Source organism: Synechococcus sp. Cruz-7E5 (assembly GCF_024345995.1).
Taxonomy (GTDB): domain Bacteria; phylum Cyanobacteriota; class Cyanobacteriia; order PCC-6307; family Cyanobiaceae; genus Regnicoccus_A.
This window is the reverse complement of the sequence record NZ_JAGQCE010000026.1, coordinates 1-11,788: the sequence shown is the minus strand read 5'-3', so window position 1 is coordinate 11,788 and position 11,788 is coordinate 1. Positions and strand designations below refer to the sequence as shown.

Genomic DNA, 11,788 nt, shown 5'->3' with positions numbered 1-11,788 from the left:
CGCTTCTTGGCCGTGGCTTGCTCGTAATCACCGAATCCGAGCTGCTTGCTGCCCATGAACCCAGTCCGCGCTTGCGATTACAGGGGTATTTTCGTGCGGATGGCTCGGGTTTTCCAGAGCTTCCCTAAGCTCTGGCGTCCACTGCTGCACTTTGCTGCTGACCGGCTTCTCTTGCCCAGCAGTGAACTATGAGCGGTGATCCATTAGATGTGAGCAGTGAGAAGTGAGCAATATTTGAGGCATGAAGACCAGGTCTTCTGCCTGGCGATGATATGAGCCTCTCAGCGTCAAACAACAGACCAAGCAGCCACGGATACGTAAACTCACCAGATCAGTAGTTCGGGCCTGAGGGCGGGCGGCTTCGCCCTCCTTTTCGTCTCCAGCAACATCTACGTCTCCAGCAACATTTTTGACAGGTTTGGCAGGCCCGCCCCCTGGTGATAGCGGTCGCGTTTGAGGTCGGTGCAGTGGTCCAGGAGGATCCTCTTCACCCGCTCGGGATAGCCGATGAACTCGCTGCGTACCGAGAGGAAGGCGGCCAACAGGCCGGAGATGTGGGGCGCCGCCATGCTCGTGCCGGACAGGGCGATGTAGAGCTCATCGAGCCCTTTGCCCTGGTCGCGCTCGGCACTGCGGTTGGGGTCGCTGCTGCTTCGGCACGACAGGATCCGCTCCCCAGGACCTACCACGTCGGGCTTCAGGCGTCCGTCGGCCGTGGGGCCCCGCGAGGAGAAATAGGAGGTGCCGTAGCGGTGGGGCAGGGTGGGATGCACCGATCCCACGGCGATGGCTTCCTCCAGGTTGGCGGGGTCGCCGATCGAGAGGTCGAAGGAACGGGTGGAGCTGGAGCCGTCCACCACGATGTCGCCGCTGCCTTCATTGCCAGCCGCCAGCACCACCAGCACCCCCTGGCGCACCAGCCGCAGCAGGGAGGCACACAGCGGTGAATCGCCGCAGCCGAAGCTGGCCGGATCAAAGGCGCCCCCCAGGCTCAGATTCACCCCCTGGATCGCCAGGCGGCGGCCGAGCTGGTTCTGCTTCCAGATGTGGTCGATCGCCTTGATGATCCAGGCGTCATACCCGCTGCCGTTGTCGGCCAGCACCCTGTAGGTCACCAGGCGGGCCTTCGGCGCCATCGCCAGCATGTCCGGCCCCATCGGGCCTCCCACCGCCTGCAGTCCACCGGCGATGACCCCGGCCACGTGGGTGCCGTGGCCGTGGGAGTCGTTGCCGCTGCCGGGCAGCGCCGGCCCCCGGGACGTGCAGTCCCACTCGGCGGCAATCGTTCCCTCCGGGGCGAAGACCGGATTGTGGAAATGGGGATGGTGGCGGTCGATGCCTGTGTCGAGCACGGCCCAGGTGATTCCCTGGCCGTAGGCGTTGTACCCCAGCTGGGCGGTGCGGGCCTGCACCGTATGGATTGACTCGCGGATCAGGGCCGTCTTCCTGCTGTTGCTGAACATCCGGTACACCGCCGGGGAGGTGGCGCCGTAGTGCTGGCCCATTGCGGCGGCCAGGGTTTCCACCTCGGCGCGGGTCAGATTCACTGACACGTAGCGCTCCAGCTGGTCTTCCAGGTGGATCGTGTCGGCCGTGATCGGTTCCTTAAGCACGTTTTCGCTGATCCAGGCCAGCACCGCGGTCCGGGCACACTCGATGGACCCTGTCGGGTTCTCGTCAGTGGCTGCCGAGCTGCCGGCCAGGCTGGGGCGGTCGACCAGCTCAATCAGCACCGGCACCCGCGCCGTGGCGTCCGCATCGAGGGAATCGGCCAGATTGCGCGCCACCGTGATCGGGCTCACCGGCTGGAAACGGGAGCGGTCCAACGCCTCCATCACCGTGTCCTGGGTGAACCGGCGCGAGAGATACCGGCTCGCAGAGTGGGCCTTGCTGGGTGGCCAGACGATGCCTTCCACCCGCTGATCGACCACGGCGGGCTTGCCGGGGGCGCTGTAGTCATTGGCCAGAATCTGATCCAGGCAGACAATGTCGCCGTCCTGGGCGATGTTCACCCAGCGCTTGACGCCAGCGGGGATCGGCAGCTTCCTGCCATGCCACTTGTGCAGCACGTCGGTGACCTGAGGCAGCCCCAGGGGTGAGCCGATGGTGAGAAAGAGATCCACCGTCAACTCTGCGCCCAGTTCCATCAGCGCCTGATACGTGACCATGCTCCCCTGGCTGTGGCCGATCACCACGAAGGGGCCGCCGCCTGTGGTTACCCGGTCCTTCACCGTCTGCACCATGCGCTCGCGCTTGGCCCTGTTGAAGAGGAAATCGTTCGCATCGGCAAGGAAGGCCTGGGTGAACAGGGCCGTCACCGGGCTCCACAGCCCCTTGGCCTCCACCGACTTCGCTGCGGCCCCTCCCATCGGCGCCCCCTCCCTGGCCACCGTCTGGGCGGCTTCTGTCAGTTGCTTCGTCACCGACGCCACAAAGGCCGCCGACTCGTCCGTGCAGTCACTGTCTTGAATCGAGGCGGCCAGCAGCTCTGCCGACTGCGCCTGCAACGTGGCCCGATCGTCGCCGATGGCCCGGGCGGAAAAGCCCGCGGCCTCCGGATAGCGCTCCCGGTCCACCCAGTAGGCCATGCGAGTGCGCTCTCCCTGATCAGCCCCGAACAGGGCGCGGTCCCATTCCGAGCGCAGCACTCCCTCGGGGGGCATGTTGGAGATGCCATGGCAATAGATCACCGTGCGGGCGGCGGCGGTCCCCACTGCGCCAGTGGCCTTGCTGGCGCGGGTCCGGGCCGATGGCTTTTTCGGGGCGGTCATGGCATCACAGGCAGAGAAAGGACCCTTCTGGGCGTTCATGCCTTCACAGCCCTAGCCAGGCCAGCCCGATGCAGACCATGGCCCGCTGGCGGTGTCATCGTTCTTGAGCAATCCCCTGACGTTCTGGACTGCCGCAGCGAGGACCCCCGGCGCGGCTACTGATCTGTGCTGCTGGGAGCAAGGCTCAATCCGGTTTCCTGAGCCAGGGCCCACCAGTTCTCCACCACTTCCGGGCTGCCGTACCAGCAGGATCCGAAGGCGCCGCCATGGCCCACGCCGGGCAGCACCAGCTGGGTGGAGCCCTCCAGCAATGCCGAGGCCACCGGCACCAGACCGTCGCCACGGTCGTGGGCATCGCCGCTGCTGTTGCGGTAGGCCGTCGGCGCCAGGCGCCGGGCCATGGGGCTGGCGCTCGCCAGATCCAGATCCCCCGCCACCGAGAGGTACCTCACCCGATCGGCGAAGGGCGATCCCGGCAGGCGACGCTGCACCATCTGGCGCAGCACCGTGGCCTTGAGCGCTGTGTGTGGGCTGCCCAGCATCACCAGCGTGTCGGCCAGGGCCTTGCCGTCGTAGCTGCGGCCCTGGAACGGGGCGTCATCCAGGTAGAGCCGCAGCATGATCCCCCCGGAGCTGTGGCCGATCAGTGTCACCCTGCCGCTGGGGGACTGCCGGGCCAGCTCGGCCGCAGTTGCAGCGACCCGATCCAGGATCCGCGCCCAGGCGAAGGCAAAAACAGTGAGCAGCCATTCGGCTTTGCCCACGGCCACCAGCCGCACCGGCTGGCCGCTCAGCTGCTGGAGCCTGGCGACCATCGGGGCATAGGCCTCCGGGCTGATCAGGAAGCCACCGAGGATCACGATCGGTTGCCTTGGCATGGGCATCGCTTGGTGTCGCCTGGGAAATGGTCTCCCACCATGGCCTGGTCGGCTCAGCCTGTAGCCAGCTTCAATGGGCAGATCTTGTCGGGTCGAGGCAGCGCTCGACCTGCTCCCTGCGCTCCCCTGACGCCATGGCCGGCAAGCGCACCCTCAACGCCGGAAACCTGGAAACCCTCGGGGCGGCAGCCCTCGCCGAGCTGCTGATGGAGCTGAGCAGTGGCAATGCCGTGGTCCAGCGGCGTCTGCGCCTGGCCCTGGCCGCCGCTGAGGGGGCCAGCGAAGCCGCCCAGGAAGTGCGCAAGCGCCTCGCGGCCATTGCACGCTCCAGCACCTACGTGGATTCACGCAAACGCAAGGCCATGGTGGCGGAGCTGGAGGCCCAGCGCCAGGCGATCACCGGGCCGATCGCCAAGGCGGATCCGCCGTTGGCCTTTGATCTGCTGGTGCGCTTCCTGCAGCTGGCCGATGGGGTGATCGACCGCTGCTCCGACAGCACCGGCACCGTGATCGGAGTGTTCCGGCAGGCGGTTGCCGACCTGGGGCCGATCGCCACCGCAGCCGAGGTGGAGCCTGAAACGCTGGCGGAGCAGGTGGCCGACCTGCTGGCCGACGATGGATACGGCCAATTCGATCAGTTGATTCCAGCCCTGGCCGAGACCCTTGGCGAGCAGGGGTTGCGGCGGCTGGAGCGAAACTGCCGCGATCGCGGAGCCCGTGATGGCCATGCCGCCCTGCTGCAGATCGCCGAGTGCAGCGGTGATGTCGATGCTTACCTGGCTCAGTTCAACGCCAGCCAGCTCACCTGGCCCAACACCGCCGCCGACGTGGCACGTCATCTGCTGGCGGCGGGCCGGCCGGAGCAGGCCCTGGCCGTGCTGGATGGCGCCGCCAAGGGCGCGAACACCTGGCATTCCCCCGACTGGGACGATGCCCGCATCGCTGCGATGGAAGCACTCGGGCGGGGGGCAGAAGCCCAGCAGCTGCGCTGGCACAGCTTCAGCAAAACCCTGTCGATCCCCCATCTGCGCGAGTATCTAAAGCGGCTCGAGGCCTTCGAGGACGTGGACGCCGAGGAGCGGGCTTTCCAGCTGGCGGAAGGGCACGCGCTGCCGCTGCTGGCCCTGCAGTTCCTGGTGGCCTGGCCCGCCCTGCCCCGGGCTGCCCGCTACGTGATCGAGCATCGGGCGGAGTGGGACGGGGAGGCCTACGAGATCTGCAGCCCCGCCGCCGAACGTCTCAGTGCCGACCAACCACTGGCTGCCACAGTTTTGTTGCGGGCGTTGGTGGTGTTCGCCCTGTCGAACGGTCGGGCCAAGCGCTATCGCTACGCCGCCGAACATCTGCGCACCTGCGAGCAGCTGTCCGCCAGAATTGATGAGTGGCAGGGGGTTGAGAGCCACGAGAGTTTCACGGGTCGTTTGCGGGAGGCCTTCGCGACTAAGTGGAGCTTCTGGCAACTGCTGGAGAGGTAGGAGCCGGACTATGGACAGATGAATCGGCTCTCACCGTTTCCCCTCACATGGGCCCCGGGCCTTGCGGATTTTCGGCTCGCCGACCAAGTTTCCTGCTTGCAGAGGTTCTTGCCGTGTTCTCGGTGATGCAGCGTCAACCACTCCCGACTGCGACTCGGATGCTGCTGCGGCACCGATTGGTGCCCCGTTTGGGGGGCCTGGTGCTCGGTGTTGCCGTGATCAGTCCGGCACCTTTGTTGACTGCCACTGCCGCCATCACCGCCACCGACGGTCCGCCGCCGCCGCCGAAACTGGTGACCACGGCCAAGGTGTCGGCGGCACTGCCCAGGTTGGACTCCTTCGCCACGCAGATCCTGCGGCAGACGGGGGTGCCGGGCATGGCCATCGCGGTGGTCCACGACGACCGGGTGGTGTTCCTCAAGGGCTACGGGCTGCAGGAGGTCGGCAAGTCCGGGGCAGTGGATCCCGATACGGTCTTTCAGCTGGCCTCGCTCTCGAAACCGATCGCCAGCACGGTGGTCGCAGCCCTGGTGGGGGATGGGCGGGTGCGTTGGGACGATCCGGTGATCGGGGATCTCCCCGGCTTTCGCCTCGGCCCGACCGCCATCGCTGAGGAGGTGAGCCTGCGGGATCTGCTTTCGCACCGCAGTGGCCTGCCCGACCATGCTGGCGACCTGCTGGAGGACATCGGCTTTGATCGCGCCACCATCTTCCAGCGACTGGGGGTGCTGCCACTGGGGAATCGCTTCAGGGCCGTCTTCAACTACACCAACTTCGGCTTCACTGCCGGCGCTATCGCGGCGGCGAACGCCAGCGGCCAGGGCTGGGAGGAGCTCTCCAGGGAACGGCTCTATCGACCGCTGGGCATGGGCCGTACCAGCTCCAGCTACGCCGATCTGATCGATGTCCCCAACCGCGCCGTCCTGCATGTGCGGGAGACCCCGAAGGGAGTGGCCAGCCGCCGCTGGGTGGCTCGTTACCAGCGGGACCCTGATGCCCAGTCGCCTGCCGGTGGGGTGAGTTCCACAGCGCGCGACCTCTCCCAGTGGCTGCGGCTGCAGCTGGCGGGAGGGCGTCTGGGAGCCGCGGCCGGCGGCCGTCAGATCGTGGCCTCAGCCGCCCTGGCCGAAACCCACCGCCCGCTGATCGCCAGCGCACCCTCGCGGGATCCAGCCGTGTACCGCACCGGTTTCTACGGCCTGGGCTGGAATGTGAGCAGCACCGACCAGGGCGCCGTGCAGCTCAGCCACTCAGGTGGCTTCGAGCTCGGTGCCGCCACGGCGGCGTATCTGCTACCGGGCGAATCGCTCGGCATCGTTGTGCTCACCAACAGCCAGCCGATCGGGGTGCCTGAAACGGTGGCACTGAGCTTCCTCGATCTGGCTCGCTTCGGGAGGGTCGAGCTCGACTACCTCGAACCCCTGGGTGGCATGTTCGCCCAGATCGCCCGGCAGGAGTATCCGCGGGTGCCCCAGCCAGCAAACCCCGGCCCGGCGCGGCCGTTGGCGGTTTACAGCGGCACCTACAGCAATGCCTTCGTGGGGGTGATCGCCGTGAAGGCCCAGGGCAGTGGCCTTGTGCTGGAGCTTGGCCCCCAGCGCAGGGCTTACACCCTCACCCACGTCAGTGGTGACACCTTTCGCTATCAACCGAGCGGCGAGAACGCCGCTGGACCGAGTGCCGTCGCCTTCAGCGTCGGCGGCAATGGCCCAGCCAGCCGCGTCCAGATCGACAATCTGAACATCGACGGCCAGGGCGTGTTCCAACGCCAGAACCCACCAGTCGCCCCATGAACGGAGGCTGGGTCGTCACACGGTCTGGGCTGTGCGGCGGTTGAGGGCAACGGCCCCGGCGGCGAGGGCTGCCAGGCCGAGCGCCCCACTGGCGGCAAGGAACACAAGGGTCTGCAGGGCCAGCAGGAACAGTCCCAGCGCCGAGGCAGCCTTGATCTGGATTCTGGCCTTGATCAGGCAGGTAAGCAGAAGCAGCACCGTGGCCTGCAGCCCGGCGATTTTGGCGGCAGTGAGGGGGCAGAAGGGGTTGGGCAGCAGCATGGTGAAGATCCTTTGCATCGATTCTGACTGTTCCGGCAGCAGACTCCGGTCGGCTGCTTCCCACACATGGGCGTGATTCTGCTAACCGTTCTCACCGTGCTGCTGGGGTACGGCCTGGGGAAAGGCGTTCCGCAGTTGGTGCAGCGCTCGGGCTCCCTGGCGCGCCGTTCCCGGGGCAGCCAGTTGGCCTATGCAAGTCTGCTGCTCCTGCCCTGGCTTGTTGGGATCGCCCTGGTGCTGCAGTTGCCCCTGCGGCCTGATCTGCTGCTGCCGGCGATCGGCTACGCGGCGGGAATGTGGCGTGGTCGAGGCAAGGCGGGTCTCTAGCCGGTGGAGAGGGCTGGCGTGCCTAGGCCTTCGGGCTGAACATAGGGCCGAGATCCTCCAGCGCCGAGTGCTGCTTCAGCTGCCGGCGCATCGCATCGAGGCTGCCCAGCGGCTTGCCGGGCACCGCTGACTGGTTGCCTGGCAGCAGACCACTGGCCTCGAGCTCTTCTGTGAAGCCAAAGTTCCGTGTGTCGTCCAGCCGATCAGGGAAGATCACGCCATCGAGATGGTCGCATTCATGCTGGACCACGCGGGCGTGAAATCCATCCACGGATCGCTCGATCGGCTGTCCCTCACCATCAAAGCCTCGGTAGTGAACCGCCCGCCAGCGGGCAACCTGTCCTCGGAGCCCCGGCACACTGAGGCAGCCTTCCCAGCCTGAATCCCGTGACTCGCCGATCGGGGTGATCTCCGGGTTGATCAGCACCGTTTCAGGGATCGGGGGCGCCTCGGGATAGCGCGGGTTGTGGGTGATGCCAAAGATCACTACTCGCAGTGGTACGGCGATCTGCGGAGCGGCCAGGCCTGCCCCATCGCGGGCCGCCATCGTGTCCCGGAGATCCGTGATCAGGGCGAACAGGTCGGCTGTCCCGAACCTGGTAACGGGTCGGGACACCTGCCGGAGGCGTGGATCACCGAGCCGCAGGACTGCACGCACTGCCATGGGTGGTTCTCAATTCCGGAATCATCAATCCTCTTCGTTGCTGGCGCCAACCGGGATCAGCCGGATCTGCTTCTTGCCAACCTTGATCTCGAACTCATCACCCAGATTGTGGCTCAGCATGCTGATATGGGCCATGTCCACCAGCAGGTTGGCGTTGAACTGCACTTTGGCGATTCAGCTCAGGCTACGGGCACCTTGGCTTCCAGTAACGCCTCATAGAGGGCCGTGAAGTTCATTCGCTCGCTGCCGTCCCTATCAATGTAGGGCAGCAGTCCATCAAATAGTGCAATAGGTGAGTTTGCCAATGCCAGTGGTGTGGCTGTGTGGGGCTGTTCATTATACCAGAGGTGCAGCCTTTTGCAGGCTTCTTCATCACTGTTTCGATCTTGATGCGGGTGAGCCTGTCGCAGTAGATCCTGGTCGCGGGCGCACTCATCCGCTGCCGGAATTGGCCCCGCATGGGGGAGGTTCAGATAAAGAGGCCCTCATTCATGACCGTGGGAGTGCGATGCCCGAAGAGGGAGACTCGCGGCGGGCAGAGTGGGTTTTGCATGCTCAACAGTGGGCCGGGGCCAGAGGGACAGACCGTTGGTGAGACTCGGCAGGACGTGGAAGAACAACAGGAAGGTGGGTGGCAGGCCGAGAGCTACACCAAGAATCACCCGTTTTACGTCGGGACATTCCCAACTGTTCATGGATTGCTGGCTCATGGCAGCCACGATCTGGACACCATTCAGATTCGTGCAGCTGCCCGATAGGGCGATGCCCCCGCTTGGGGACAGTTGATTTTCAGCCGCTGCGAACTGCAGTGAAGGCATGGCGGAGCTGAAGCCTCGCGCTTATGAGCGTGAGCAGCTCGTGCCTGCGGCTGCCGCTCAACAAGAGTTGCCGCGCGGCGCTCTTCAAGGGTCAGAGGCACCATCGCCAGCTGCTGATCAGCTTCCCGCGTTCGGCCATGACCAGCAGGGAATCATCGCCGACAGGATCACCAACCCTGGTGAGAAAACCCTCAGTGCCAGGTGCCCGTCAGATCTGAACCATGCCGCAACGCATTCCCTTCAGCACCGCCTGTAGTCGGTTGTGCACGTCAAGTGTCTGGAGCAGCCGCTTGGTGTACGTGTGGGCGGTTTCATCACTCACCACCAGACGTTTGGCGATTTCACGATCGCTGAGGCCACTGGCGAGTAGGTCAAGAACCTCATATTCGCGGGGGGTAAGCCGGGGACAGCTCAGGTATGGCAGGATGCCCGTTCGCAAGGAGGGGCTACGGTAGGAGTGTCCGCCAAGCACAGCTATCACCGCAGCCTGCAGCGGTTGCTGATCGTCTACAAAATCGGCTTCAGCCACGACGGCCTCCAACCACGGGGCATCCATGCACTCGGCAGGAATCGCATCCCCCAATGCCAGGACCACAGCGTGTAGTTTGGGATGGAGCTTGCGTGCCTGACGCACCAGATCAAAACCGTTGCCGGCTTCCAGATAATCGGTGCAGACAAGTAGCTCATAGGGATCGTCGGCTTCTGCAGCCAGGTAGTCAAGACATGTCTCCTGATCGGTCGCTGCACAGGTGATGCGGGAAAACTCACCAAAGCTCCGGCACAAAGCCCTCAGCAGAAAGCGTCCTTTAGCTGCTACTGCGACACGGCCCGGAATCTTGATGGTATCAAGACCCTCCTCCTGGGTCCCATGATCGGCATTGGCCAGAAAGAGGGTCAGATCCATTCTCCTGTGGTTGCCCCTGGATGGGAACTGAAGAGCGCCATGGGACACCCTAGGAGTGCGGAAGCCCTGCCCGCGAACCGATCGCGTTTCAGTCGTCGTAGACGCGGCAGTTGATGTCGGAGGGGTTGAGGTCGCAGAACACTTCAAACGGGGAAGGCGCCTCCGCCTCTTCAGGGTGGCGCTGCTGGAATTCCTCAAGTTCCTTGATCTGCTGCTCGATCTTGCGAGCTATGGATTGTTCGTCCTTTGCCTTGGCTTCTACCAGGGCAGCGCGATAGGTCTGGAGCTGGTCTCCGATGGTGGCCATGGAACACATCCCCAACGGGGGGCCGAGTTGGCCATGCGAATGTAGCCATGTCGATCCTTGGATTGATCGTCCAAGCTCTCGTTTGCTGGTCTCCCTCTAAGGGTAGAGGTACTTTTGCTTATGGCGCCTGATCGGCTCGTTGCCCGCGATCGGGCAGTGTGGAACAGCTCCTAGGGATGAATTCCATGGCCGACGCTCCCTATCTTGTTGCCCTGGCACTGGTGGAATTTGCAGGCAAACGGGCCTTGCCGCTCACGGGCAAATCCCAGTCAGCAGCAGCTGCCGACGCCACTGATCCCGGCGATGACGGCCGCACCCTGGCGTTGGAATTGCTGCTTCGCCTCTGGCAGCGCAGCGAGGAGGGCCCTCTGAAGCGGGCTGCAGGGGACCCCAGCTTGCTGCTGGTGGAACTTCCGATGGATGTGATGAGCGAACAACTGCCTCTGCTCAAGGCGAACTGGGTCTCCGGTGGTGATACGGAAGCGTTTCTGAGCAGCCTTCGGGGCCTGGCGATCAGGGCCTGGCGCATCACGATCGCCAAATATGAACCGGTCAGTTTCATCGCCTGGCCCTGATCGGTCGCGATCTGGCACCCTCACTACCCCCATTTGGGGACAATAGGCAAGCCTGTACGATTTGCGAATATTCTTGCTTGGCATGATCGGCATTGTGATGACCACTGATGTAATCATGACGCTGGACACCTGTCATTGCCACACCACCAGTGGCCAGATGGTGATATTGCGTTGTATCGGTCCAGAGGCCTTCTTCTAGGAGAAGGTGGTTTTCCCCTTTGAGGATTGGCAATTTTGTTGTCCTTCAGAGAGTCGGGTTGACATTTGGACTCATGGCATCATGGGAGCGGAGCTGCATGATTCGGTCCAAGCAGACGTCTCGCGGATTTCAGTTGAAGCTGATATCCCCGAATGGGCACTTGCGCAACAGAACCTCGGCACCACATTCTGTGTGAGCGACCTTAAGGATGAACTGCCTTGTCGCAGCAAGTCTGGAAACTGGCTACCAGTTGATCAGATGGGGCAAACTATCCCCGGATGGGGACTGTCTATTATCCCACCGGTTGAAGCAAGCTGATAAGCGATCCGGCACAGGCTGGACCCAATCGCCCTTCCTGCTTCTATGGCCACATACAAGGTCACGCTCATCAACGCCAACGAGGGTCTGAATCGCACGTTCGACTGCGATGACCATCAGTCGATCTTCGATGCTGCGGTGGATCAGGATATTGATCTGCCGATTTCCTGCCGCGCTGGCTCCTGTTCGTCCTGCGCCGGTAAGTTGATTAGTGGCAGCGTAAACCAGGATGATCAGGCTTTCCTCGATGAGGACCAGATCGCGGCAGGTTTCTTGCTCACTTGTGTAGCTTTCCCTACGTCAGACTGCACAGTCGAAACCCATGCGGAGGCGGCTCTCTATTGAGTTTCGTCAGCCCTAGCCAGCACGTTTAAGGAGCCTCTGGGCAACGAGCCCTGAAAGAAGGGCCAAGGATGCAATTTGCTCGGAATGAACAATTTTTGGCGGATCTGAGGTTGGCTTGGCCTGATTTCACCCTTTCGGGTGCCAAAAACTGCC

The 11,788-nt window shown here is 63.9% G+C and carries 12 protein-coding genes and 1 pseudogene; 6 read left to right on the top strand and 7 right to left on the bottom strand.

What is annotated here, in order from left to right:
- Positions 1-389: 389 nt before the first annotated feature.
- Positions 390-2,771: a S8 family peptidase gene (locus tag KBY77_RS16275; RefSeq protein ID WP_255106768.1), complete on the bottom strand. Its 2,382-nt coding sequence runs from the start codon at positions 2,769-2,771 to the stop codon at positions 390-392.
- A gap of 155 nt (positions 2,772-2,926) precedes the next feature.
- On the bottom strand, positions 2,927-3,649 hold the full coding sequence (locus KBY77_RS16270; protein WP_255106773.1) for a triacylglycerol lipase: 723 nt from the start codon (positions 3,647-3,649) through the stop codon (positions 2,927-2,929).
- 134 nt (positions 3,650-3,783) lie between these two features.
- On the opposite strand from KBY77_RS16270, the gene KBY77_RS16265 reads away from it, so the two are divergent.
- Both KBY77_RS16265 and KBY77_RS16260 read left to right on the top strand, forming a co-directional pair.
- The gene (locus KBY77_RS16265) at positions 3,784-5,124 is read left to right on the top strand and encodes a DUF6880 family protein (RefSeq protein WP_255106766.1); all 1,341 of its coding nucleotides are present in this window, start codon (positions 3,784-3,786) and stop codon (positions 5,122-5,124) included.
- Positions 5,125-5,303: 179 nt separating this feature from the next.
- The gene (locus tag KBY77_RS16260) at positions 5,304-6,917 is read left to right on the top strand and encodes a serine hydrolase (protein ID WP_255106764.1); all 1,614 of its coding nucleotides are present in this window, start codon (positions 5,304-5,306) and stop codon (positions 6,915-6,917) included.
- Positions 6,918-6,932: 15 nt separating this feature from the next.
- Here KBY77_RS16260 and KBY77_RS16255 read toward each other — a convergent pair whose 3' ends face one another.
- A complete protein-coding gene (locus tag KBY77_RS16255; protein WP_255106770.1) occupies positions 6,933-7,178 on the bottom strand; it encodes a hypothetical protein in 246 nt (81 codons plus the stop codon).
- 66 nt (positions 7,179-7,244) lie between these two features.
- Here KBY77_RS16255 and KBY77_RS16250 point away from each other — a divergent pair, with 66 nt between their 5' ends.
- Positions 7,245-7,505, top strand: a complete 261-nt coding sequence (locus tag KBY77_RS16250) for a hypothetical protein (protein ID WP_255106762.1) — start codon at positions 7,245-7,247, stop codon at positions 7,503-7,505.
- Positions 7,506-7,527: 22 nt separating this feature from the next.
- Here the strand turns inward: KBY77_RS16250 and def are convergent, their stop codons facing one another.
- The 4 genes and pseudogenes from def to KBY77_RS16230 form a co-directional block, all read right to left on the bottom strand.
- Positions 7,528-8,169, bottom strand: a complete 642-nt coding sequence (gene def / locus KBY77_RS16245; RefSeq protein ID WP_255106760.1) for a peptide deformylase — start codon at positions 8,167-8,169, stop codon at positions 7,528-7,530.
- A gap of 24 nt (positions 8,170-8,193) precedes the next feature.
- Positions 8,194-8,423: pseudogene (locus KBY77_RS16240) on the bottom strand (AbrB-like transcriptional regulator); the annotation flags it as partial.
- Between the two features lie 772 nt (positions 8,424-9,195).
- Entirely contained in the window at positions 9,196-9,891 is a 696-nt protein-coding gene (locus KBY77_RS16235; RefSeq protein WP_255106758.1) for a response regulator transcription factor, read from the bottom strand.
- 88 nt (positions 9,892-9,979) lie between these two features.
- On the bottom strand, positions 9,980-10,198 hold the full coding sequence (locus KBY77_RS16230; RefSeq protein WP_255106756.1) for a CP12 domain-containing protein: 219 nt from the start codon (positions 10,196-10,198) through the stop codon (positions 9,980-9,982).
- A 185-nt stretch (positions 10,199-10,383) separates the two neighbouring features.
- Between KBY77_RS16230 and KBY77_RS16225 the strand changes: the two genes are divergently transcribed.
- From KBY77_RS16225 to KBY77_RS16220, 3 genes are all read left to right on the top strand, one after another.
- The gene (locus KBY77_RS16225; RefSeq protein WP_255106754.1) at positions 10,384-10,773 is read left to right on the top strand and encodes a hypothetical protein; all 390 of its coding nucleotides are present in this window, start codon (positions 10,384-10,386) and stop codon (positions 10,771-10,773) included.
- Between the two features lie 205 nt (positions 10,774-10,978).
- On the top strand, positions 10,979-11,290 hold the full coding sequence (locus KBY77_RS16860) for a hypothetical protein (protein ID WP_399213116.1): 312 nt from the start codon (positions 10,979-10,981) through the stop codon (positions 11,288-11,290).
- Positions 11,291-11,335: 45 nt separating this feature from the next.
- Positions 11,336-11,635, top strand: coding sequence for a 2Fe-2S iron-sulfur cluster-binding protein (locus tag KBY77_RS16220; protein WP_255106752.1), 300 nt, complete (start codon positions 11,336-11,338; stop codon positions 11,633-11,635).
- Positions 11,636-11,788: the final 153 nt, after the last annotated feature.